Below are 23,790 nucleotides of genomic sequence, written 5' to 3'. Positions count from 1 at the left end.
CGCGCATGTCCACCACCGAGAAGCCCGCGTCCGGTATCGGCCCCGTCGAGGGCGAGTCCCTCTACAGCGTCGACAACCCGGCCCCCCTCATCGAGGCCCCGCGCCAGCGCACCAGGAAGACCCCGAAGACCACGCGGGGCAACTTCGAGATGGTCGCGTGGCTGTTCATGCGCCTGTCGGGCATCGTCCTGGTCGTCCTGGTCATCGGCCACCTGCTGATCCAGCTGGTGCTCGACGGCGGCGTCTCCAAGATCGGCTTCGCCTTCGTGGCGGGTCGCTGGGCGTCCCCGTTCTGGCAGGTCTGGGACCTGCTGATGCTGTGGCTCGCGATGCTGCACGGCGCCAACGGTCTGCGCACGGTCATCAACGACTACGCGGAGCGCGCGGGCACCCGCCTGTGGCTGAAGGGCCTGCTCTACACCGCCACGGTGTTCACCATCCTGCTGGGCACGCTGGTGATCTTCACCTTCGACCCGAACATCCGCTAGGCACGGGGCTGAGGTAATCCACCCATGAAGATCCACAAGTACGACACCGTCATCGTCGGCGCCGGCGGCGCCGGTATGCGCGCCGCCATCGAGTCGACGAAGCGCAGCCGCACCGCCGTGCTGACCAAGCTCTACCCCACCCGCTCCCACACGGGCGCCGCGCAGGGCGGCATGGCCGCCGCGCTGGCCAACGTGGAGGAGGACAACTGGGAGTGGCACACCTTCGACACGGTCAAGGGCGGTGACTACCTGGTCGACCAGGACGCCGCCGAGATCCTGGCGAAGGAGGCCATCGACTCCGTCCTCGACCTGGAGAAGATGGGCCTGCCGTTCAACCGCACCCCGGACGGCACCATCGACCAGCGCCGCTTCGGCGGTCACTCGCGCAACCACGGCGAGGCCCCGGTCCGCCGCTCCTGCTACGCGGCCGACCGCACCGGTCACATGATCCTCCAGACGCTGTACCAGAACTGCGTCAAGGAGGGCGTGGAGTTCTTCAACGAGTTCTACGTCCTGGACCAGCTGATCACCGAGGTCGACGGCGTCAAGCGCTCGGCCGGCGTCGTCGCCTACGAACTGGCGACCGGCGAGATCCACGTCTTCCAGGCGAAGGCCGTGATCTACGCGTCCGGCGGCTGCGGCAAGTTCTTCAAGGTGACGTCGAACGCGCACACGCTGACGGGTGACGGCCAGGCGGCGGTCTACCGTCGCGGCCTCCCCCTGGAGGACATGGAGTTCTTCCAGTTCCACCCGACCGGCATCTGGCGCATGGGCATCCTGCTGACGGAGGGCGCCCGCGGTGAGGGCGGCATCCTCCGCAACAAGGACGGCGAGCGCTTCATGGAGAAGTACGCGCCGGTGATGAAGGACCTGGCGTCGCGAGACGTCGTGTCCCGCTCGATCTACACGGAGATCCGGGAAGGCCGCGGCTGCGGCCCCGAGGGCGACCACGTCTACCTCGACCTCACCCACCTCCCGCCGGAGCAGCTCGACGCCAAGCTCCCGGACATCACCGAGTTCGCGCGCACCTACCTGGGCATCGAGCCGTACACGGACCCGATCCCGATCCAGCCCACCGCGCACTACGCGATGGGCGGCATCCCGACGAACGTCGAGGGTGAGGTCCTCGCGGACAACACGACGGTCGTCCCGGGCCTGTACGCGGCCGGCGAGGTCGCCTGCGTGTCCGTCCACGGCGCGAACCGCCTCGGCACCAACTCGCTGCTGGACATCAACGTCTTCGGCAAGCGGGCGGGCATCGCGGCCGCCGAGTACTCGCAGAAGGCGGACTACGTCGAGCTGCCCGAGAACCCGGCGGAGCTGGTGATCTCGCAGGTGGAGCGCCTGCGCGACGCCACCGGCACCGAGCGGGTGTCGGTCCTGCGCCGCGAGCTCCAGGAGACCATGGACGCGAACGTCATGGTGTTCCGCACCGAGCAGACGATCAAGACGGCGGTGGAGAAGATCGCGGAACTCCGCGAGCGCTACCTGAACGTCTCGATCCAGGACAAGGGCAAGCGGTTCAACACGGACCTGCTGGAGGCCGTCGAGCTCGGCAACCTCCTGGACCTGGCCGAGGTCATGGCCGTGTCCGCCCTGGCGCGCAAGGAGTCCCGCGGCGGTCACTACCGCGAGGACTACCCGAACCGCGACGACGTCAACTTCATGCGCCACACCATGGCGTACCGCGAGGTGGGCGACGACGGCACCGAGTCCATCCGTCTCGACTACAAGCCGGTCGTCCAGACCCGCTACCAGCCGATGGAGCGTAAGTACTGATGGCAACCCCGACCCTGGACAAGGCGGACGCGGCCGGCACACCCGAGCCCGGCTTCGCCGACTCCCCGTACATCACGGCGACCTTCCGCATCCGGCGCTTCAACTCCGAGGTCTCGGCCGAGGCGACCTGGGAAGACTTCCAGGTGGAGATCGACCCGAAGGAACGCGTCCTCGACGCCCTGCACAAGATCAAGTGGGAACTGGACGGCACGCTGACCTTCCGCCGTTCCTGCGCGCACGGCATCTGCGGCTCGGACGCCATGCGGATCAACGGCAAGAACCGCCTCGCCTGCAAGACGCTGATCAAGGACCTCAACCCCGAGAAGCCGATCACGGTGGAGGCCATAAAGGGCCTCACGGTCCTGAAGGACCTGGTCGTGGACATGGACCCGTTCTTCCAGGCGTACCGCGACGTGATGCCCTTCCTCATCACGAAGGAGACGAACGAGCCGACGCGCGAGCGTTTCCAGACGGCCGAGGACCGCGAGCGCTTCGACGACACGACGAAGTGCATCCTCTGCGCGGCCTGCACGTCCTCGTGCCCGGTCTTCTGGAACGACGGCCAGTACTTCGGCCCGGCCGCCATCGTCAACGCCCACCGCTTCATCTTCGACTCGCGCGACGACGCGGCGGAGCAGCGACTGGAGATCCTGAACGACCGCGACGGTGTCTGGCGCTGCCGGACCACCTTCAACTGCACGGACGCCTGCCCGCGCGGCATCGAGGTCACGAAGGCGATCCAGGAGGTGAAGCGGGCGCTTATCACGCGCCGCTTCTGAGGAGATTTCGCTGACACAGCGAGACGTCTGAGAAAGTACGAGGGGCCGTTCCTCCCGGTGGCGGGAGGAACGGCCCCTCTGCCACAGAGCCGATCAGATACAGCTGAAAACGGGGGACCACAGAATGACCGAGCCGAATCCGTACCAGAGCGAAGCCAGCCAGTGGGGCCCCGGGCAACCGCCCGCCCAGCCTCCCGCGGTGCCCGGCTACGGATACCCCAACCCGGCGTCGGCGTACGGCTTCCCTCAGCAACCGGCGGCTCCGGTCCCCATGGGCGGTGCGCCGTTGCTGGCCATCGGGGACATCATGGTGATGGACAACCAGATCGTCACGCCGGCCGGCCCGCTGCCGTTGCGCGGCGCGGTGTGGAACGCCACCGACATGTCGCACACGGAGGAGCGGATGCCGCCGCACGCCATCGTGCTGGCCATCCTCTTCTTCGTGTTCTGCCTCCTCGGCCTCTTGTTCCTCCTGATGAAGGAGAAGAAGACCGTCGGCTACATCCAGGTCACCGTGACGAGCGCGGGCCGGCACCACTCGACGATGCTCCCGGCCCTCGGTCCCCACACCTTCCCCGCGGTCATGGGGCAGATCAACTACGCCCGGTCGCTGAGCAACATGTGAGCCGACCCCTCGCCGAGGGCTCAGGATCATCGCATCGGTGATCCTGTGTCGTCGGCAGCGCGATCGCCTTGCTGAGGATCACCGTTGGCAGCGGGAGGGAGCCTTCCTGCTCACCTATTCCCACTCGCCACGACAGCAGTGTGCCGGGCCGGTATGGCGACCGGGCCGGAAGTCCGATCACGCGACCGCCCTCGCGTTGTCGACGGCCGGTGGCCCGACCTCGCACCACAGCAGCTTGCCACCCCGCCCGAAGAGATCGTTGCCCAGCGGATAGCCACCCCAGTTCTCCGCGTAATGGCAGACGAGGAACAGTCCACGCCCGCCGACGGCCTCCGCCGGGACCGGGCACAGGGGCCTGGACCGCTGGTCGAACGGGGGCGGAATGTGCGGGTTGGTGTCCCAGACGCTCACCCGCAGCCGGTCGCCGCCAAGCCCGCGCAGGCGCAGGGCCGCCGGACCGTCCGAATACCGGTAGGCATTGGTGACCAACTCCGAGGCCAACAGTTCTGCGGTGTCCTGGAGTTGGACCATGCCGTGACCGGCAAGCACAGCTCGCAGGGTGACACGGGCGATGCGCGCCGCGCGGGCGTCGTGGGGCAGTTGGAGGGCGTATGCCCAAGTTGGGGACGTCTCGCATTCCGACGGGGATACGGTGACCATGAACGGCTCCTGCGGTGGGGGGACTTGATTTGCTCGACGACTCAGCAGGGCGGTGGCGATGCCGCGCACTTGAGGAGTGGCGTGGTGCACTTCCGACTTATCGGCCAGGTCGGTTGAGCGGCTCAGGTCTCACCGTAGGGGCATCCGTAGAATAGTTTCTACAGAATCTGCGGATGCATGCGACGTTCCACTCGTGTGAGTGACCGCATACGCCGCAAGACAAGGGAGCGGAAGGACATGCCGCCAAGGCAGACCCCTACGGCGCGCCAGATCCGCCTGGGAGCCGAGTTGCGCAAGCTGCGCGAGAGCGCGGGGCTCACCGCCCGCGAGGCCGGCGAGATGATCGGCGCCAACCAGGCGCGCATCAGCAACATCGAGACGGGCCGCTTCGGCCTCAGCGAACAGCGCGTCCGGACACTCGCCCACAACTACGACTGCACCGACGACACCCTCATCGATGCGCTCGTCGCGATGACCGGGCATCGAGAACGCGGCTGGTGGGAGGAGTACCGGGAGACCCTCCCACCCCGCTTTCTGGACGTCGCGGAAATGGAGCACCACGCGGTGTCCCTACGCGTCGCCCAGGTCATCAACATCCCCGGATTGCTCCAGACCCCGGAACACGCCCGGACCCTCTTCCGCCAAGTGGTCCCGGCCCTGCGCCCACACGAGATCGAGTACCGCATCTCCCACCGCATCAAGCGCCAGGCCGTCCTTCACCGCGACCAGCCGCTGCAGTACACGGCGGTCATCCACGAAGCCGCGCTACGGATGCGGTTCGGCGGCCGTGAAGTGGCCCGCGCCCAGTTGGAGCACCTCACCAAGATGGGCGAACAACCGCATATCAACCTCCGAGTGATCCCCTTCGACGGCACCGCTTTCCCCACCGTCGGCCATGGGTTGGACTACGCATACGGCCCCGTCCCCGCCCTCGACACGGCGCAGCTCGACGCGGCTCACGGCAGCGAACTCATCGACTCCGTTGCACAGTTGGCCAAGTACCGACTCATCCTTGACCGCATGGAGCAGGCCACCCTGAACCCAGAACTCTCAGGCGACCTCATCCACCGCATCGCCCAAGACACCTGAAGGCCGAGCCATGACCGAAATCAACTGGCAGAAGTCCACATACAGCGAGGAAGCCTCCTCCTGCGTCTATCTCGCCACCACTCCCACCGGAACGATCCTTCTCCAGGAAAGCGATGAACCGGGAAGGATCCTCACGACCGGAGCGAGCCAACTTCGAGCCCTAATAGCAGCCTTGAGACCCGAGGATGTTGCGACGACAGCAACAACATAGTTCTTACGTCAAACACTTTGAGGGCTGTCCCGTAAACACTGACTTAGGGCGCGCACCAGGTGCTGAACGGGATACTCGCGACTACGATGCGGCGACTGTGGCAGCCTGCGAACACGCCAGAGCTGCACTGGCGCCATCAGTGCGAAGTTTGAACTCGGGCATGGCGGCGAGCGGCCTCTAGTGCATGAGCCCGAGGCGACAGCGGGATTCGATGCCGTGGCCAAGGCGTTCCTCCTAGCCGCGGGCTTGGACGTCGTCGCTTTCGGCGCCCCGATCGGGATGCGAACGGTGCAGCCGCCTCCAGCGCCAAGCCGCCCAGGCAACGAGGACCCTGACGACCCGACCACCTCGTTATTTGTCCGCTGACGTCGCCGTCATCGTTGCCGTCAATCGCCCTGGAGGCCCGGAATCTGCTCCGTCCGGACATCCAGGTTTTTGCGTGAGCAAGGTGCTATGCATGTTCCATTCGGCTGATCCATCGCTGACATACGTCAACGGTGATCGGCTCGAACAGTTCAGGACTCGACACCTCGAAGAGGAATTGAGTCAGCACCTCAACGTCCACTTCGTCGATCTCGACACGGTCCAGCATGTGAATCGCCCCAGCCCATCGCGGCTGAAAACATCTAGTTCTCCGGAGATACACCGCTGTAGAACCTCCTCTTACGGCATCACCATCCAGGCGCACAGACGGCCCCTCGTGTCGATCGCATCGGTTGACGGTGCCGATCAGGCCATCCAGCGACGATTCCCAGCGAATCAGGCTGGCCAGAGCCTGGCAAGCATCCGATTCCATGGGTCTCATCCTGCTGAGTCTGAATTGGCTGCGATGAAATCGCTCTACGCAACCACATCTCGCGACGCAGTACTCGCAGGAATTAACGCTCCATAAATATCCTGCGGAGATTCCCCGCCAGGTGTCCATTGATACGAAAACCCTCTTGACCAGAGTAAGGCAGATTTTCAACAAACGAAACCCTGATCAATTCTCTGACTGCGCAATCCCCATGCACGTACGCGCCCTCGACGAAGTTAATCAATCGAAGCCCAATGGCCTCGTCAGCCAAGCCCTGACCAACCTCGCCGAACAAACTTACCGCCCATCGGACGACGTCTGCGAGGAAAACGTGGGAGAGGAACTCTTCGTAGAACTCCACATGCTCGGCATGCAAGCTCTCAAGCTGCGGAAAGTCCTGCAGGAGACCATGAAAGAACTGCTCTTCGTTCATCTCCATCAATTCCCCGCGAGGGCCGACTTAAGGTCGGCAAGTAGGCTTCTCGCCACGATCAAGTCGTGCGGGTCGCCGTCTCTATGATTCCTTGATATCCACTTATTCAGCGCCTTAGCGTACTGATTCCCCTTGGCTACATGGTTACGGCCGTGCACGAGTTGACCGGAGCTGAGCTCATCGCGAATCGCCGACATCGTCGTACCGTCTCCAGTTCGAGCCGTATTAGTCGTCCCCTTATAGAGATCGTTGACCAAATTCTGAAGCTTTGAATCGGAGACGCTTGGCGTTGGCAGGATACAGCCGTTGCTGTTGTGAACCAGGACCGGAGTCTCACCCGCCAGTACATAGTACGTGTGCAAATCATCAACCGTAAGGTTGTACGTACGTGCCTGCTGGGTGAAGGGCCGGTTGCCGGTAACGATGACCGTCTCACCCCCAGAGGTGCGCAGGGTCATCCCCGGCTCGAGTTGCCTGGCCGGGACCCAGTCCTGCTGGGACGGAGACCAGAAGGGGTGCTCGTGCGTCGCCGTGAGCTTCTCGATGCCTTCCTCTGCGGCGATGGAGAGCTCGTTGAAGTACTTGTCGCCCTCGGTCCGGATGAGGCGGGTGACCTTTCTGGGCACCGTTTCGCCACTCTTCGGATCGGTCGCCAGGACCTCGTCTCCGAGCCGGACGTCCTCAATATCCTTGGTTGATCCATCGGCCATGAGCACGTCCGTGCCGGCCAGGAAGCACTTGCATCCGGGGAGCACCTTCGCGCCGTCGGCCGCCTCGTCCGCGTGCCTCCCAAGCTTCAACAGCTTGAAAACCTTGAGGAAGGGAATATCGGCAGCGAGACCCCCGCATTTGCCCACGGACACGTCATCCGCGCACTCGCCGGCTTCTTCGGTGTCGAACACGAAGAAGTCGAACAGGTCTTTCGCTTGCTTCTTTCTAAGGTTCTCCCCTACGGGAGCGACGCCGTAGTAGACGCCATAGTTGCCGACCGTGACGTGAGCCTTGTTCTTGGTTCCGCCCGAACTGTATGTGTACGTGAACAGGGTGGATCCGTCATCGCGGCTCACAACATCGGTCTCCACCATGTGGTGCACCCAATGCCCTTGATCATTCTGGGTGAACCACTCCTTGGTGCTCGGATCGCAGCTCCCGTTCTCGCACACGCCGACGGGCTTCAGGCCATCGGGGTCGGATGTGGAAATGGGGCTGTTACGGGAGTAGGAATACCCATTCATCTGCAGCGGGTCCGCGATGTCGATGATCGGGTCCGCCGAGAGGAAGCGGCCTGTGCTCTGGTCGTACTCGCGTGCTCCGATGTGCGTCAGGCCGGTCGCCGCGTCGTCGATTCCCACGCCCAAGTAGCTGCGCTTGTTGGGCCAGTTCGCCGGCTTCGGTCCGCGCAGTTCGCCGTACGGCTTGAACGCTCGGCGGGTCACCGGCTGGGTGCCGGAGAGTTCGACCGTCGTGTTCGCCGTGCCCAGGTGGTCGGCGATCATCACGTTGAGCTTGTGGCCCGTCGTCGCACCGTTGCTCGTCGTGCGGACGACCGACGGGGCGCCGGCCTGGGCGTAGGAGCGTGAAGCTCGGGTGACCGCGCCCGTCGTGTCCGACGTCAGTTCGGTCTCGCCCAGGTACAGGGTCGAGCCCGTCGCCGAGTGCTCCAGGAGGCGGTTGCCGTCGGCGTCGTAGACGTACGTCGTCTTCGTGCCGTCGTCGGTGATCGAGTCGAGCTTGTTCTCGGGTGACCAGACCAGGTTCTGCGTGGTGTCGTAGAGGTCGCGGGCCGTGGTGTTGCCCGTCGCGTCGTACGTGTACGCGCTGCCCTTGCCGTCCGGGGTGGAGGTGGTCCACGTCATCGTGTGCGGCTGGGCGATGGTGTCGCCGGTGACCGTCTTGCCGTAGCCGTACTTGTAGGTGACGTTCTTCGTCGCGTCCGCAGGGTCGTGCTCGGTCATCGACGCGCGGTTGCCGATCCAGTCGAACGTGTACGACTGGCGGTAGGCCGTCGCGCCGGTCGCCACCGTGCTCGCGTCCGGGGCCGCCGCGGCGAGCGTGGAGGTGAGGGACGCGTCGGGGCTCAGGGCGTCCGCCGCCGCGTCCGGGGCGTCCGTGACCGGGCCCGAGGAGGTCGCGTACGTGGTGCGGGGGCCCCACGTCGTGCCGTTCGCCGATTTGCAGCCGGTGCCGGTGCCGGTCGGGGTGACCTTCGACGTCCAGGCGTGCGCCAGTTCGCCCATGACGTCGTACGTGAAGCACTGGGTGTCCCAGGCGCCCGTTTCGTCGCCGAGCTGGCGGGCGTTGGAGGTGATCGTGCCCGTCGCGTCGTAGGAGTAGAAGCTGTCGGTGATGCGGTGCGGGCCCGCTGTCTCGCGGTCCGCGACGGTGCGCTGGAGGCTGCCCGTGTGGGGGTCGACGAAGTTGGTCGTCCAGACCCGGTAGGGCTGGGAGCCGGAGACCGTGCGCAGGACCTCGCCGTAGGGCGAGTACGTGGCGTCGGCCGTGTACCAGCTCTGGCCGGACGTCGACTCCGCCAAGCCGTCACTGTTGTAGCGGGTGACGACCTTCTCCTGGGCCAGGCCGCCCTTCGCCGGCAGGGTGACCGACTGCGGCTTGCCCGTGGGCGTGTAGGTGTACGCGTAGGAGTACGTGCCGGAGAGGCCCGTCGTCATCGCGTTGGCCGGGATGACCGTCTCGCTGCCGGTGACCTGGGAGTCGGCGTTGTAGCCGGTGACGCGGTTGACGTAGTCGCCGGTGTCCGTGTGGCGGATGGACTCCGAGGGCTGTCCGATGCCGCCGGCGGCACCGTCGTACTTGTACTCCTTGACCGGAGTCGCGGTGGCGGAGCCCTGTCGGACGTACCTGACGCGGCCGAGGACGTCGTACTCGGTGAAGAGTTCCTGCGCTCGGGCGTTCTTGACCCGGTTGGGGCGGTCGGCCGTGTCGTACCAGGTGTCCGTGGTGCCGGTGTCGGGGTCCGTGGAGGACGTCAGCCGACCGCGGACGTCGTAGGTGTAGGACCAGACGTTGCCGGCCGGGTCGGTGACCTTGCTCTGGTTGCCGCGGGCGTCGTACTCGTAGGTGGTGGTGCGCCCCGCCGTCGTGCTGGAGGCGTCCTGGGTGAAGTGTCTGAGGGAGGTGACCCGGCCGAGAGCGTCGAAGTACGTCCTCGTCATCGGGGCCGTCGAACCCGGTGGGTTCACCTTCGTGCTGACTGCGTCGTACCAGTGGAACGTCTCGTACTTGTACGCCCCGCTGTGGTACACCGACGCCCGGTGCTCGCGCCCCAGGCCGTCGTAGCGGTACTGGGTCGAGACGGGGATCAGCGACGTGGACCTGGGCGCGAAGAGTTCCGTGCTCGGGTCGCCCTTGGCGAGGTAGCCGCCGGTCTTCTTGAAGACCAGGCCGTGGTCGTTGTAGTCGGTGTCCACGATGATCCGGCCGGGGCCGTGGGCCTCGGTCTGCTTCTGGACCTCGCGCGTCAGACCGTCGTAGAGGGTGATGTCACGGGCGTAGGAGCCGTCGTCCTTGAGCGTGTCGACGACTGTCGCGGCCGGGCGGTTCTCGCTGGCGGAGGCGATCGCCGGCTGGTAGTCGATGATCACGTTCGGCGACTTGCCGCCCGACGATCGCGACGGGGACCAGCCCTTCACCAGGCGGCCGAGGGCGTCGTACTCGGTGCGTGCCACCCGGTTGTTGGCGTCGGTGACCGTGAGCGGCAGGCCGCGCCCCGGGTCATAGGTGGTCAGGACGGCCCGCTCCTGGGCGTTGATCGTCTTGGTCGCCGTGACCGGACCGCCGTCCGGGGGCGTGTACTCCGTCTCGGTGACACCCGCACCGGGCTTGGTGATGGTGCGTACGCGGCCGAGTTCGTCGTACGTCGTCCCGGTGACGACGGAGTGTGCCGTGCCCGCCCCGTTGATGTCGGCCATCGAGGTGACCTGGCCCTTGGTCGGGGTCGCGCCGTAGGCCAGGCTGTCGTAGGTGTGCTGCGCCGACGACTTGAGCCTGGTCGCCGGATCGGCCGTGTCGTAGCCCGCGCAGGAAGTGCCCGTGGTGCGCTGCTCCTTGGGCAGGCCGATCAGCCATGCCGTGGTGTTGTGCAGGTACGACGTCTTGGTGCAGGTCTGGTCGGAGAGCACCTCGGAGGCGCCGCTCGGCTTGACGACCGCCGTCTCCACCTGGATCGGAAGGCCGTAGGTGTCGTCGGGCGTGGTGAGGGTGCGGACGGCGCGCCAGCTCGTGCCGACGTGCTGGATCTCGTCCGTCCGCTTGACGCCGAGGCGGTGGGCCAGGAGCGGGTCCGCGGTCGTCGCGTCCTCGTTCTCCCGGGCGCGGGACGCGGTTTGCTTCGACCACGGGTAGTTCAGCGTGCGCTTGAGGATCGCGCCGTCGGAGTCGACGTAGGTGATGGACTCGGCGGTCATCCCGGCGTACTGCGGGGCGTCCTCCGAGAGCAGCGTGTAGGTGCCGGTGGAGTCCTTGACCTCACCGCCGACGCCCTGGAAATACCGCGTCGAGGACTGCGACTGGGTCTGCGGGACACCCACCTCGGACGTGGACCTGCTGCCCTTGGTGACCTTGACCTGACGGTAACCGCGCCAGTCGCTGTACGTGCGCAGGGCGGGGCGGCTGAACTCGTCGTCGCTCTTGGCCCAGGCCGGATCCGAGTACGTGTACTGGCTGACGACCGGCCTGCCGTGCGACGTGACCTTGTCGATTTCCAAGACGGAAGCGACGACGTACTTGTTGAACCACGACTTCGCCGGGGTCTTCTCGTCGCCGTCCGGCGACCAGCGCACCGGGTAGCAGGTGCCGTTGCTCTTACCCTTGTCCTCCGACGGCTCGGCGGCGCAGCCGCCGGTGTACTCGACCTCGATGTCGCCGCCGTACTCGGTGGAGACGGCGCCGATGCGGGGTCGGGTGAAGCCGGGACGCTGGTCGCTCTTGCCGGTCAGGACAAGGTTGGGCAACTGGCGGTCCAGGAGACCCCGATCACGCAAGAGTTGGGGGGATCCGGAGCCGACGGTGTACGGCGCGAAACTGATGCCGTCCTTGGACTGGAGCGTGCCGGTGGTGTCACCCGGGGCGTAGCCGGTACGGGTGATCGAGTTGAGCCACAGGCCGGGGGCGCTGTCGTACCAGTCCTCCGGCAAGGACTGGCGCAGCGTGTACTTGTCGACCGGGCCGAGACCGGTCTGCCCGGCGCGGGCCGCCTTGGTCGTCACCGTGTCCAGGCGCAGCTGCGTCCAGAAGGAGGGGAACGGCGGGCAAAGCTTGGACGTGGACTTGCAGTTGAGGTTGCCGGGGGTGTCCCACCAAGGGCGGTAGGCGCCGGGGTCGTCGGTCTTGGCGAAGTTGGCCGCGGTGCACGCCGTATCCGACTTGAGGCAGCGCTGCTTGGTCCCGAACTCCACGGTCGCCGACGGCTTGGTCAGGCCGGCCGGGCGCATGCCGTACTCGATGGAGGCCGGGTAGGCGTAACGGTCGTACTGCTCCGGCGACTTGAACTTCTTGCGGACCGCGTAGTAGTTCGTCTCCTGTGACCAGTTGACGATCATCGTGTTGCCGTGGACGTCGACGACCTTGTCCAGGCCCCAGCGCCAGGCCTGCTGCTTGCCCGCGCCGCAGCGGGAGTCGGCGAGGGCGGTGGCGTGGCAGGGCTCGCCCGGGTGGTTGCCGAAGACCGGCGCGGTGGAGACGGAGTCGGTGGTGGCGTGGCCGCCGCCCACGCTGTTCTGGCCGTAGTAGTACTGGGTGCCGTCCGTGGTGGTGACGACCCAGTACTCGCCGTTGTTGTCGTCGTTGGTGCCGCCGACGCGGTGTTCGACGCGGGTACCGTCGTCCTGCTGGGAACGGTAGACCTCGGTGTCCTTCTCCGGATCGCTGCCGGAAGCGGCGGCCCGAACGAGTTCGGTGGTCTTGCCGCCCAGCGACATCACCGCGTTGTACGACACCCAGCACAGGTCGGACGTCTTGTCCTTCGTGGCGGTGTTGTTGGGGGCTCCGGCCTTGAGCGTCCTGCGGTCGTCCTGGCAGGAGCGGTAGCGGCGCTCGATGTAGCCGGCATCGTAGGACCAGCCCTCACCGATCCAGGAGGCCTGGGGCGAGGAGACCGCCGTACGGCCGTCCACGTTCTGCGAGTTGTAGTTGAAGGAGATCTTGGGTGCCGGACCCGCGGGCGTGTTCGGCACGGTCAGCGGATAGGACCAGGTGAACGCGCCCGACGATCCTCCCGCCTCCCACTTGCCGTTCGAGGCGAGGGGCGTGGCCTTGAAGGTGCCGCCGCCACCGTTGCCGGAGTCGACGGCGCCGACGACCGCTGTACCGGCGCCCGCGGTCGCGACCGGCGTCACCGAGGCGGACTCACTGAAGCCCGCCTGGATCACGCCGGAGTTCCGAGGTGCCGAGGACGTCGCCGACGCGGGCGTCACCGTGTCGCCTGCCGCCGGGTCGACCGTGGCGGTGAGGGACCTGGACGCCGTGTCGTTCGTCGTCTCCAGTTCCTCGTACGTCTGACAGGCCTCGTCGTCCGGGGTGGTCAGGTAGCAGTCGGGGAACTGCACGAAGCGCAGGCGGGAGGCCCAGTCGGCGCCGTAGAGGCTTGTGAACTTGGAGTAGTCCAGCTTGACGGAGACCGGCACCGACGCGGTGCTGGGAGCCTCGACGACCACGACGGCACCGTCCACGCCCTGGCCCGTCGGGGTGGTCCGTTCCGGGATGGTGACCTGCCAGGTTCCCGTCGGCGCCGGTTTGTCGGGGGCCTGTCCGAGGCTGACGGGCAGGGTGCCGGCGGGACTCAGCGCCGTCTGCTGCGCGGTCGCGGCGGTTCGAGCCGAGGCCATCGTCGCGGTCGAGCCGAAGACGACCGACCCTGTACCGACCGGTGTTGCCGTCGTGCTGGTGGGTGCGGCGAGCAGGTCCTTGGGGACCTCGGCCCGCAGTGTCTCCAGGTGCTTACCCGACTCCTTGCTCGGAACGGGCGCTTCCTGGTCGAGTTCTTCCAGGGTCAGCGCCTCGCGTCCGATCTCCTCCTTGGCCGGATCCGGAGGAAGTGCCAGGGCCTGCACGGGCAGCAGGCCCACGAGCAGCGCGGCAGCCGTGACCGGCACGGCTGTGCGCGCGATGCGGCGCCTGCGGGCACGCGAAAGTCGATCGAACACGACGAGGTCCCCCGGACCATGTGGAGCGGGACCGGTGAGGGACCACGCGTGACGACTTATCAGAGAGCAAAGATTCTGTGATCACACGGTGAAGAAGCGCCAGAGATGCCGAGATGATGTGACGATCATCACTGTACGTAACATCTCGCTACCCTACGAATAGGCCTATAAGCGCATCAGGGCTTGGTGATCAATCAATACCGCCCTCAATTCCCCGATTAATGTTGCCATTTGCTGCATTTGCGCACACGACTCGCCCACTCGGGGCGCCCCGCCGATCGCACGTGGAGAACCGCCCGCAGCATCGCCACAGGGTGACGACAGTTGCCCCATAGGTCATCATCGGCTGGCTCGGCCGCGCTCTGTCATGCGCCGGTGCCGAGGCGAACAAGGGGGAAGGGGAACCCGTCCGATGACGCGCAACTGGCGCCGTACGCCCGGACGTCGGACCGGGGCGGCGGTGCTGGCCGCCGCGGTCGCCGCCACCGGCATCGTCTACGCAGGGCTCCGGCTGGGAAGCGACACCGCCCACGACAGCGGCGGCCCCGACCGGCGCACGGAGACCGTCACGGAGGCCTCCGCCCTCACCAAGGCCGCTCGGACCGGAAAGAGCGTCGAGGTGACGGCCGCGCGCACCGCCCGCTCCACCACTTGGGCGCGCCCCGACGGCCTGATGGCGAAGCGGCTCTACGCGTCTCCCGTCCGCGCCAAGGTGGGCGGTGAGTGGAAGCAGATCGACCCGAGTCTGCGCCGCACGAAGGCAGGCTGGGAGCCGACGGCCACCAACACCCGGATGGTCTTCTCCGCGGGTTCCGGTGAGCGCGACGGACAGCGTGCCACCCGCTCGACGGTGCGGCGCGCGTCCCTGGTGCGGGGTGCCGCGGCGGACGCGACCGAGACCCCCCTGGTCACTCTCTATGTGGGCGACTCCGCCGAGTACGCGATACAGCTCACCTGGCCCGGCGCCGTGCCGACCCCGTTCATCGACGGCAACCGCGCTCTGTACCCGGAGATCTTCCCGGGCGGTGACCTCGTGCTCACCGCCGACGACGACGGCTTCGGACAGCTCGTCGTCCTGAAGAACCGGCAGGCCGCTGCCGATCCTCATGTCCAGCAGCTGGTGTACGGCCTGCACTCCACCCGCCTCACCTTCCGTCTCGACCCCGTCTCGGGGATCGTCAGCGCCGAGAACGCCGACGACGAAGAGGTCGCGATGTCCCCCACTCCACTGATGTGGGACAACAGCGGGCAGCCGGCCGTCACCGACGGCTCCGTGGGCGCCTCGGCCCAGCCGACCGCGTCCGAGACACCCAACGCCTCGGACTCGGCCGACCCCGACCCCGACCCCGGCGGCAGCCCGAGCCCGACGGACGAGGAAGTCGAGTCGGACGAGCAGAGCGACACCGACATCGAAGTGCTGCCGTCGGCGACCGACGGTCCGGCACCGACCGCGTCGGAGTCCCCATTGCCGTCGGCACCGGCCGAGACGACCCCGGCACCGACGCAGACCGGTTCGGCCGCGACGCTGAGCCTGCCCTCCCTCGACGGCCCTTCCCCCGACTCCCGCGGTGAACTCGTGGAGACCGACCTGGCCACGGGGAAGTGGCTGCTCACCCCCGACCAGGACTTCCTCAACGACCCGGCCACCACCTACCCGGTCTTCATCGACCCCTCGGTCAAGAAGCACGTCCAGGACTGGACCACTGCCTACAACCGGCACCCCAACGCCACGTTCTACAACGGCAAGGGCTTCAACGCGGGCGGCACGCACGAGGCCCGCGTCGGCTTCGAGTCCGACACCTGGGGCACTTCGCGGTCGTTCTTCAACGTCCAGTTCGACAAGGACCTCAAGGGCACCAAGATCACCAGCGCCAAGCTGCAGATGCTGGAGACCTACTCCTGGTCCTGCCAGGCCCGCTCGATGAGCGTCCACCTCACCAGCCAGATCAACGGCCACACCAACTGGAAGAACGCGCCCAAGCTGCACGACGGCAACAAGCTGGCCACCAAGAGCTTCGCCCACGGTTACAAGTCCGGCTGCCGCGACGCCTACGAGACCTTCGACGTGAAGAAGGGCGCCCAGAAAGCCGCCGACAAGGGCGAGGACATGATCACCTTCGGTCTGCGCGCCCGGGACGAGAACGCCCAGTACGCGTGGAAGAAGTTCCAGGCCAACGGCGACTTCCCGCCCGTGCTCGACCTTGTCTACAACCGCAAGCCGTCGATCGTCTCCAACTCCCTCGACCTCGGCCCCGACGGCAAGTGCACCACCACCAAGCCGTACGTCCGCATGGGTTCCGGTGATCTGACCTTCACCGCCAAGGCCAACGACAAGGACAAGAACCTCGACTACTTCGACTTCGATCTCTGGGAGAAGGACCACTGGTCCGCCACCGGCGACCTGTTGAAGTCGATCGGCAAAGTGACCGCCGGTGGTGACGGCGACACAGCACTGCGGACCACCAGCAAGTTCTCCACCAGCACACTCAAGAGCGGTGCCACATACTCCTGGCGCGTGCGTGCCGTCGACGACGCCGGAACAACGTCCGGCTGGTACCCGAAATCGGCACCCTGCCGGTTCGTCCTCGACACCACCGCCCCCCGCCCGCCCAGGGTCACCTCCACCGACTTCCCCAATGCGGACGGCAGCGAGAACGGCTTCGGCAACGGTGCCGAGGACGCCAACTGGTCCACGAAGAAGTTCGGCACCGCCGGTTCCTTCACCGTGCGCGCCGTGAACACCGACGTCGTGCGGTACGAGTACGGCTACAACTCGCCCACCTACACGGGCAGCCTCGGCCGCACCAACGGCGCGGCCACCACCGTCACTGCCACCATCGGCAACGCCAAGCCCCCGGCCGCCGGGCCCAACGTGCTCTACGTCCGTGCCGTCGACAGCTCGGACAACGTCTCCGAGCCCACCAAGTACTTCTTCTACGTCACACCGCGCGACCAGGCCGACAAGGCCGGCGACTTCACGGGTGACGAGCTGCCCGACATGATGGTGGTCACCGAGGCCGGCAACCTAGTCCTGTACCCCTCACAGGCCACCATCAACGACCTGGAGAAGGGCACCGGCGACCTCCAGTACGCGATGTCGGGCGCCTACCGCGCCAACCCCGACAAGGACCCCAACGGGGATGATCTTCCTCCCTTTGTCGCTGCGCCAGGTGGCCACTTCAAGGACGCGCTGATCACCCACAACGGCGACATCTACGGTGGTGACGGGCTCCAGGACCTCGTCGCCCGGGTCGGGGGCAGACTCTGGGTGTATCCGGGTGACGGCTACGGTGCCGTCAACATCGACCGCCGCCAGGAGATCCTGCTGCCGACGGGTGCGCCCGGTCCCTCGGCTCTCACCCAGATCGTCGCCGCGGGTGACATCACCGGCGACGGCCGCACCGACTTCCTCGCCACCGTCGGCGACGAGTTGTGGGCGCTGACCGGCTACCACGGGGCCACCGTCGATCAGGCGATCCGCCTGTCCGCCTCGGCCTGGACCGATCGGGATCTGGTGACCGTCATGGACGTCAGCGGTGACGGTGTCGCCGACCTGGTCTACCGCACAGACGCGTCCGGGCGGCTGTTGCTGCGCAAGGGCATCGCCGCCGGCAGTGGCGGGACCGACCTGAACTCCTTCGCGTCCGCCGCGAACTCCGCGGGCGGCGCGGACACCGAGTACGGCGCTTCCGGCTGGGGCAGTGACGCCATCCCGCTGCTCATGGGCATGCCGGACGCCAACGGCGACTCCGTCCCCGACATATGGGCCGTGCGTTCCGACGGCTCGGTACGTTTCCACCCGGGCAGCAAGACCGCCTTGTCGGGGTCAGGCACGGAGATCATCTCCAAGGCGAGTTACTGGGCGACCCGGACCTCCATCGGGTGAGCCGAAGGGCTTGCCGCTGTCGGTCGAGGGCCGTCGGACGACCGGTCCGACGGCCCTCGACCGCTGTGCGCGCGGCTCACAGCTGGCTGAGGATCGTCGGATCCGTGATCGTCGTGTCGTCGGCCAGCATCATCGCCTTGCTGAGGATCACCGCCAGCATCCGGTCCCCCTCGTACGGCAGGTAGCCGGGCTGCGGCGCGCCCCCGTTGGACTTCGGGACGATGCACAGGTACCGGTCGTCCGGAGTCATCAGGATGTTGCCCGAGCCGAGGTGGATCTTGTACGTGTGGCGTTCGCCCTTCACGTGCAGGAAGCGGCCCTCCAGGGTGCAGCGGTCGGCGATCGCGAGGCGCGGTATCAGGCGGTCCAGGAGGAGGCGGCGGGTCTCGGCACTCTGGTTGAGTTCGCCGAAGCCGTACGACGTCCAGTACTCGCGGAAGCGGCCGTCGGGGCCGCCGTCCTGCCAGGTCGGGTCGTTGCCGACGCTGGCGACGCCGACGAACAGGTCCACGTCGCGCAGGACTTCGGAGAGGACCAGGGGCGGGACGGCTTCGAGGGGGAGCGGGTCCACCGGGGCCGCGCCGTCGCGGAGCCACATGCGGTACTCACCCTGGTAGCAGTGCGCGGAGTTCTGCGGTGCGTCGATCGGGTAGAAGCGGACCTGGTCGGTGCGCAGGCGGAGGTAGCTGCCGGATTCGGTGGTGTCGACGCCGTAGTCCTGGCCGTCGCCCTCGATCCAGTACTCGGCGCGCAGGCCCCACTGCGGGAGGTCGCGGGTGGCCGGCGGCGCCTCGTCGTCGACGCACAGGCGGAGCTTGTTGCGCCAGCCCCGGATCGCGGCCAGGGAGTGGAACTGGTGCTGGCGCAGGAAGTGGGCCGCGAAGCGGTTCGAGTACGTGCCTGTCGTGCGCTCGGCGTCCGTGAGCAGGTAGACCTCGCGGTGGGCCTGCTTGAACGGCTGGGTGATCCCGTGCCGCTCCAGCCAGTCGCGCCAGGCGACGATCCCGGCGCTTTCGTGGCCGACGGGGTGCCAGAGCCGGACCTCGTGTCCCTCACGGACGGGGTCGTCGGTGAGGGTGCGCAGCTCGCCCTCGGCGTATCCGGCCGTCCGGCCGTCGACCGTCCAGAGCAGGCGGCGGGCCAGGGCGCCGACCAGGGGGTGGTCGAGGTAGCGCTCGCGCCAGGTGGCGTACGGCCAGACCCGGCGGGCCAGAAACTGGCGGTCCAGTCGTTCGGTCTGGGCCGAGAGCATCTTGTCGATGTCCTTGACGGCCGCCTTGAGCTCCTTGAGTTCGTCGGCGTGGTCTCGCCGGACGGACGCGGGCACCGTCCTGGTCGGCTTGCCGGCCGCGTTGCGCCATGTCAGCAGGGCCTTGGAGCCGCGGACCTCGAGCACGGCGGTGGCATCACCCAACCGGTGCTCCGCACGGCCGACGCCCGTCAACCCGTAGGCCGGTACGGCCAGTTCCTCTATCTCCTCGCGGCTGAGGCCCATCGCCTCGGCGCGCGCGTCCAGGGCGGTGTTCAGCGGCTTGAGCGTGCCCTTGTAGGTGACGCGGGTGGCGAGGCGGGCGAGTTCGGCGAGGGCGGCCTCGCCGTCCAGCCGGGCGAGCGCGAGGACTCCGGCGTTGGCGACCTTGGGGTTCACCGGGCCGACGCCGGGGACCTTGCGCAGGGCCGTTTCGACGAGGGCGCCGAGGGTGCGGGCGGTCCCGGCGTCCGCGGGCAGGAAGGAGAGCAGCCAGGTCAGGCCGCGCAGGACGTTGGCGTTGTAGGGGTCGAACGTGTCGTTGGGGTTCGCGCCGTGGTGCGAGGCCAGCAGTGGGCGGGTGCGGGGCCTGCCCACCAGGCCCAGCCAGGGCAGCAGGCGCGCGCGCACGTCATCGGGGCCGATGCCGTCGATCAGCGCCCGCCCCGCCCGCTCCCACTTCGCCGACGGGCGGGCGGCAGTGGCGGTGGTGGCGTGGGCGACCAGTCGGAGCCAGTCCTCGCCGAGGTCGGCGAGGTCCGTGAGCGCCCGGTCGGACCAGGCCTCACCGGGGTTCACCACGGGGCTGGTGAGGCGCGCGGCGAGCGGACCCAGCACACTTGCCCCGTTCCACAGCATCACCTGCGAGCGGCGGATCAGGGCGACGAAGTCGCCGGGCAGCTCGCGGCCCTCGGCGAGTTCGAGTTCGGCGAGCCGGATCAGTTGCTGCGGTTTGTACTGCACCTCCTGCTCGGCCGCCAGGCTGATCAGTGCGGCCCGGGTGTCCTGCGACTGCCCTTCGATCACTTCCTCGCTCCGGAGGACGTTGAGCAGGTGCACGATGCGGCGACGGGCCACCGAGCCGTCCTGCAACTCGTGGTACCGGCCGGCCAGGGCGTGCACCAGCCGCGCCCGGAACCCGTGGTCCGCCGCCCGCAACGCGTCGACGGCCTTGCGGCCCTCCCAGCCCCAGTGGTCGTCGACCATGTCGGCGAGCGCGAGCAGTTCGGGGACGAGGGGTTTCACGTCCTCGGCGGCGATCAGCGCGAGAACCTCGCGGACCAGCCGGGCGTAGTCCGCGGGAGAGGTGATCATCAGCCACCCACCAGCGGTACCAGCTTCAGGAACGTGACCTCGGTGCCGAGCTCCAGCTCGGTCTCCTCGTCCGGGTCCGTGACCTGACGGTCCCCGACCAGCACCAGGAAGCCGTTGCCGGCGAAGGCCTGGAGGGCGAGTTCCGTCTGTGTCTCGGGGTCTATCCGCCGCGGCGTCCGCAGCGCGTACCCGTTCAGCACCCGCTCGGTGTCCTCGGGCTGCACCAGCCCCTGGAACACCCCCGGTGTACGCGCGTTGTACTCGGCGACCTCCTGGAACACCCGACGTCGGATCAACTCCCGCACGGCGAGCCGCTCCTCGGCGATCTCGAGTCCCCAGCCGTCGCTGCGGCTCCCGCTTGTCGTCTCGTCGACGAACGTCACGATTCCCATGGAGCCGACAGTACGAGGCAGCACTGACAGCGGGCCCCGCCCCGGCACCGAGCCGGCCTCATCTCACGGCCGGCCTGCTCCACTCCCGCGCGTCCGCCCTGCGCATCAGCTCCACCGCGGCCTCGGCGTCGCCGCTCACGAGGGGATGCACGAGCTCGACGTAGCGCAGCTGGCCGGCCAGGGACTTCTTCATCCGCCTGAGGCTGCGGGCGCTGAACGAGACACCGCCGGGCCGGTCGACGGCGCCCGCGGCGAGGGCCAGCTTCTCGATGCTCACCTTGCAGAGGGTGGCTTCCGTCTCGCGGCACGCGTGGATCTCGACGTAGCCGTCCCACAGGCCCAGGACGACCTCGTACCGCACGTCGGAGCCGGTGTAGGTCGCGACGGCGATCGGCAGGCCGGGCTCTCCTTCGCCCGGTCCCTCGAGACCGAGCCGCGCCGCGACCTCGGCACAGGTCTCGCGCACCTCCGCGAAGAAGACCTTCACCCCCGGAACCATCCACGCCCCCTGCGCCGCAGTCCTGCCGAGGTTTCAGCGTAGCGGTCGAAGGGGCGGCGCCTCGGCCCAATGAGTGACCCCGCGGGCAGCCCGCCCGGCGAGGGGCACCACCGCACCTAATCTGATGGCATGTCAGATGACGAGTCGTACGAACTGCTCGGTTTCGACAACCTGCTTCTGCCTGTCGGGAACCTCGCCGAAGCCGTCGGGTTCTACGAGCGCGCCGGGTTCACGGTGGGGTTCCGGTTCGACGAGGGCGGGATCGCATCGCTCAGGGTCGGGGGCGAGACGCCCGGGATCCTGCTCCGAGTGGAGGAGGGGTTCGGGCACCGACCACCTCCCTGGCCCTGCACGCGCGCGTGGCTGGAGGTACCGGACGCGCGTCGCGCCGCGAAGGAACTGGCCGCCGGGGGCATCACCCCGCTCGACGCGCCCTTCTCGACCGCCACCGGCTGGACCGTCGAGGTCGCCGATCCGTGGGGGAACGTCATCGGGTTCACGGACTACAGCAAGCGGCCCGAGCTCGCACGGAGGGCGTGACGCAGATCCCACGCCCCCCGCCACCAAGTCTGTTGAACGCGTTCAAAAATGCGCCTACAGTCTGCCCTGTCAGCGTTTTGAACGCGTTCAAGAAGGGGTGGGGCATGGACCGCACCGTCATCGCCTACGTCATCTACCTGCTGGTCAGCATCGGGCTGACCATCTGGGTGGCCCGCACGCTCAGCCGCAACGGCCGCGTCTTCCTGTCCGACGTGCTGCGCGGCAACGAGAGCCTCGCCGACGCGGTCAACCACCTCCTGGTGGTCGGCTTCTACCTCGTCAACCTGGGCTTCGTGGCGCTCTACCTCAGCGGTGACGGCACCATCGAGGACACGCGCGGCATCTTCGAGGCCCTGTCGACCAAGCTCGGCGTGGTGCTGCTGGTGCTCGGCGTCATGCACCTGGGGAACGTGTACGTGCTCAGCCGCATCCGGCGGCGGAGCGTCATGGAGCAGGAACAGGTGCCGCCGGTCGCACCGCAGGACTGGGTCCGGGCATGAACACCGTGACGTCCACCGGAAGCCGGGGCGCCGAGCGCGTCCCGGTCCGCCGGCTCACCGTCCTGTACGACGCCGAGTGCTCCCTGTGCGCCTTCCTGCGCGACTGGCTCGCGCGGCAGCCGCAGCTGGTGCCGCTGGAGCTGGTGCCCGCCGGGTCGGACGAGGCCCGGCGGCGGTTTCCCGGCCTCGACCACCGGGCCACCCTCGACGAGATCACCGTCGTGGGTGACGCGGGGCAGGTCTATCGCGACACCGCCGCCTGGATCGTCACCCTCTGGGCCCTGCGCGCGTACCGGCCGCTCGCGCACCGCCTGAGCACGGCGTCCGGCGCCCGGCTCGCCAGGGGCGCGGTGCTCGCCGCGGCCAAGTGGCGCGGGGCGCAGTGGAGCGGACGACGAGGCCACGAAGGGCCGTGGGGCCCGGGCGGTGCGGGTCGGTGGGACGGGACGGTGTACCGCCGCGCGGACGGGTGGACGTATGACCCCGCCCAGGGATGGACGTACGGCCCACCGGCCTGCGACAGCGGTACCTGCGCCACTCGTTAGGCTCCGTTCCGTGCCTGCGAACAACGACGGCCCCGATGAGGGCGGTAACCCGAGCAAGTCCGAGCAGACCCGCGCGCTCATCCTGGAGACGGCGATGCGGCTGTTCCAGGAGCGCGGCTACGACAAGACGACCATGCGGGCCATCGCCAAGGAGGCCGGGGTCTCCGTGGGCAACGCGTACTACTACTTCGCGGGCAAGGAGCATCTGATCCAGGGCTTCTACGACCGGATCGCCGCCGAGCACCAGGTGGCGGTCCGCGAGGTCCTGGCGCGGGAGACCGACCTGGAGGCGCGGCTCGCGGGCGTCCTGAGGGTGTGGCTGGACATCGCGACGCCGTACCACGAGTTCGCCGTGCAGTTCTTCAAGAACGCCGCCGACCCGGACAGCCCGCTCAGCCCCTTCTCCCCCGAGTCGGAGCACGCGCGCGTGGAGGCCATCAGCATCCACCGCCAGGTGCTCGCCGGGGCGAAGACCAAGGTGCCGGAGGAACTGCGAGACGTTCTCCCCGAGTTGATGTGGCTCTCCCAGATGGGGCTCGTGCTGTATTGGATCTTCGACCGCACGGAGGGCCGCGAGCGGAGTTACCGGCTCGCCGAGCGGGGGGCGCGGCTCACCGCGCGGGGCGTGTCACTGGCCCGGTTCCGGGTGCTGCGGCCGCTGGTGCGAGAGGTGCACGAGCTGTTCACGGACTTCCTGCCGGGAATGACGAAGATGATGCCGGACCCCGGGGCGGGGGCGAGGGGGCGGGCGGAGTGATCCACGATCGGGTGAACGGGCTCGAACGGGACACGTGGGACCCGCCCGGCCTACGATGATTCCCTCGGCACCAGCCCATGGGAGGCAC

General features: G+C 67.8%; 18 protein-coding genes and 1 pseudogene. 11 read left to right on the top strand and 8 right to left on the bottom strand.

Features of this window, described 5'->3' with window-relative positions:
- Positions 1–5: 5 nt before the first annotated feature.
- The 4 genes from ACZ5XS_RS00805 (at position 6) to ACZ5XS_RS00790 (ending at position 3,671) form a co-directional block, all read left to right on the top strand.
- Entirely contained in the window at positions 6–488 is a 483-nt protein-coding gene (locus tag ACZ5XS_RS00805) for a succinate dehydrogenase hydrophobic membrane anchor subunit (RefSeq protein WP_468647030.1), read from the top strand.
- Positions 489–512: 24 nt separating this feature from the next.
- Positions 513–2,267, top strand: coding sequence for a succinate dehydrogenase flavoprotein subunit (gene sdhA, locus ACZ5XS_RS00800; protein ID WP_468647029.1), 1,755 nt, complete (start codon positions 513–515; stop codon positions 2,265–2,267).
- A complete protein-coding gene (locus ACZ5XS_RS00795) occupies positions 2,267–3,046 on the top strand; it encodes a succinate dehydrogenase iron-sulfur subunit (protein ID WP_217235071.1) in 780 nt (259 codons plus the stop codon). Before sdhA ends, ACZ5XS_RS00795 begins: the two co-directional genes overlap by 1 nt.
- Positions 3,047–3,170: 124 nt before the next feature.
- Positions 3,171–3,671, top strand: coding sequence for a hypothetical protein (locus tag ACZ5XS_RS00790; protein WP_468647028.1), 501 nt, complete (start codon positions 3,171–3,173; stop codon positions 3,669–3,671).
- Between the two features lie 177 nt (positions 3,672–3,848).
- Here the strand turns inward: ACZ5XS_RS00790 and ACZ5XS_RS00785 are convergent, their stop codons facing one another.
- Positions 3,849–4,331: an ATP-binding protein gene (locus tag ACZ5XS_RS00785; RefSeq protein WP_468647026.1), complete on the bottom strand. Its 483-nt coding sequence runs from the start codon at positions 4,329–4,331 to the stop codon at positions 3,849–3,851.
- A 237-nt stretch (positions 4,332–4,568) separates the two neighbouring features.
- Here ACZ5XS_RS00785 and ACZ5XS_RS00780 point away from each other — a divergent pair, with 237 nt between their 5' ends.
- Both ACZ5XS_RS00780 and ACZ5XS_RS00775 read left to right on the top strand, forming a co-directional pair.
- Positions 4,569–5,420, top strand: coding sequence for a helix-turn-helix domain-containing protein (locus ACZ5XS_RS00780; protein WP_468647025.1), 852 nt, complete (start codon positions 4,569–4,571; stop codon positions 5,418–5,420).
- A 10-nt stretch (positions 5,421–5,430) separates the two neighbouring features.
- Positions 5,431–5,631: a DUF397 domain-containing protein gene (locus ACZ5XS_RS00775; protein WP_468647023.1), complete on the top strand. Its 201-nt coding sequence runs from the start codon at positions 5,431–5,433 to the stop codon at positions 5,629–5,631.
- A gap of 180 nt (positions 5,632–5,811) precedes the next feature.
- Here ACZ5XS_RS00775 and ACZ5XS_RS00770 read toward each other — a convergent pair.
- The 4 genes and pseudogenes from ACZ5XS_RS00770 to ACZ5XS_RS00755 form a co-directional block, all read right to left on the bottom strand.
- A pseudogene (locus tag ACZ5XS_RS00770) lies at positions 5,812–5,936 on the bottom strand (XRE family transcriptional regulator); the annotation flags it as partial.
- A gap of 146 nt (positions 5,937–6,082) precedes the next feature.
- Positions 6,083–6,427, bottom strand: a complete 345-nt coding sequence (locus ACZ5XS_RS00765; protein WP_468647022.1) for a hypothetical protein — start codon at positions 6,425–6,427, stop codon at positions 6,083–6,085.
- A gap of 82 nt (positions 6,428–6,509) precedes the next feature.
- Entirely contained in the window at positions 6,510–6,860 is a 351-nt protein-coding gene (locus tag ACZ5XS_RS00760; RefSeq protein WP_468647021.1) for a DUF7674 family protein, read from the bottom strand.
- A gap of 5 nt (positions 6,861–6,865) precedes the next feature.
- On the bottom strand, positions 6,866–14,020 hold the full coding sequence (locus ACZ5XS_RS00755; RefSeq protein ID WP_468647020.1) for a polymorphic toxin-type HINT domain-containing protein: 7,155 nt from the start codon (positions 14,018–14,020) through the stop codon (positions 6,866–6,868).
- A 412-nt stretch (positions 14,021–14,432) separates the two neighbouring features.
- On the opposite strand from ACZ5XS_RS00755, the gene ACZ5XS_RS00750 reads away from it, so the two are divergent.
- Positions 14,433–17,906, top strand: a complete 3,474-nt coding sequence (locus tag ACZ5XS_RS00750; RefSeq protein WP_468647018.1) for a DNRLRE domain-containing protein — start codon at positions 14,433–14,435, stop codon at positions 17,904–17,906.
- Between the two features lie 76 nt (positions 17,907–17,982).
- Here ACZ5XS_RS00750 and ACZ5XS_RS00745 read toward each other — a convergent pair whose 3' ends face one another.
- From ACZ5XS_RS00745 to ACZ5XS_RS00735, 3 genes are read right to left on the bottom strand one after another with little or no spacing between them, the layout of a single operon-like run.
- Positions 17,983–20,469 carry a DUF4132 domain-containing protein gene (locus tag ACZ5XS_RS00745; protein WP_468647017.1) on the bottom strand — a complete coding sequence of 829 codons (2,487 nt, stop codon included), beginning with the start codon at positions 20,467–20,469 and terminating at the stop codon, positions 17,983–17,985.
- Complete coding sequence (locus tag ACZ5XS_RS00740) at positions 20,469–20,861, bottom strand: hypothetical protein (protein WP_468647016.1); 393 nt, start codon at positions 20,859–20,861, stop codon at positions 20,469–20,471. Before ACZ5XS_RS00740 ends, ACZ5XS_RS00745 begins: the two co-directional genes overlap by 1 nt.
- Before the next feature lie 58 nt (positions 20,862–20,919).
- Positions 20,920–21,348 (bottom strand): hypothetical protein, encoded by a 429-nt coding sequence (locus ACZ5XS_RS00735; RefSeq protein WP_468647014.1) that lies wholly within the window; start codon positions 21,346–21,348, stop codon positions 20,920–20,922.
- A gap of 141 nt (positions 21,349–21,489) precedes the next feature.
- Between ACZ5XS_RS00735 and ACZ5XS_RS00730 the strand changes: the two genes are divergently transcribed.
- The 4 genes from ACZ5XS_RS00730 (at position 21,490) to ACZ5XS_RS00715 (ending at position 23,702) form a co-directional block, all read left to right on the top strand.
- Positions 21,490–21,900 (top strand): VOC family protein, encoded by a 411-nt coding sequence (locus ACZ5XS_RS00730; RefSeq protein WP_468647012.1) that lies wholly within the window; start codon positions 21,490–21,492, stop codon positions 21,898–21,900.
- A gap of 104 nt (positions 21,901–22,004) precedes the next feature.
- The gene (locus ACZ5XS_RS00725; RefSeq protein WP_468647010.1) at positions 22,005–22,400 is read left to right on the top strand and encodes a hypothetical protein; all 396 of its coding nucleotides are present in this window, start codon (positions 22,005–22,007) and stop codon (positions 22,398–22,400) included.
- Positions 22,397–22,945, top strand: a complete 549-nt coding sequence (locus ACZ5XS_RS00720) for a thiol-disulfide oxidoreductase DCC family protein (RefSeq protein ID WP_468647009.1) — start codon at positions 22,397–22,399, stop codon at positions 22,943–22,945. Before ACZ5XS_RS00725 ends, ACZ5XS_RS00720 begins: the two co-directional genes overlap by 4 nt.
- 10 nt (positions 22,946–22,955) lie before the next feature.
- The gene (locus tag ACZ5XS_RS00715) at positions 22,956–23,702 is read left to right on the top strand and encodes a TetR/AcrR family transcriptional regulator (RefSeq protein ID WP_468647007.1); all 747 of its coding nucleotides are present in this window, start codon (positions 22,956–22,958) and stop codon (positions 23,700–23,702) included.
- Positions 23,703–23,790: the final 88 nt, after the last annotated feature.

Source organism: Streptomyces sp. NPDC033131 (assembly GCF_055578365.1).
This window is presented reverse-complemented; position numbering and strand designations above follow the sequence as displayed.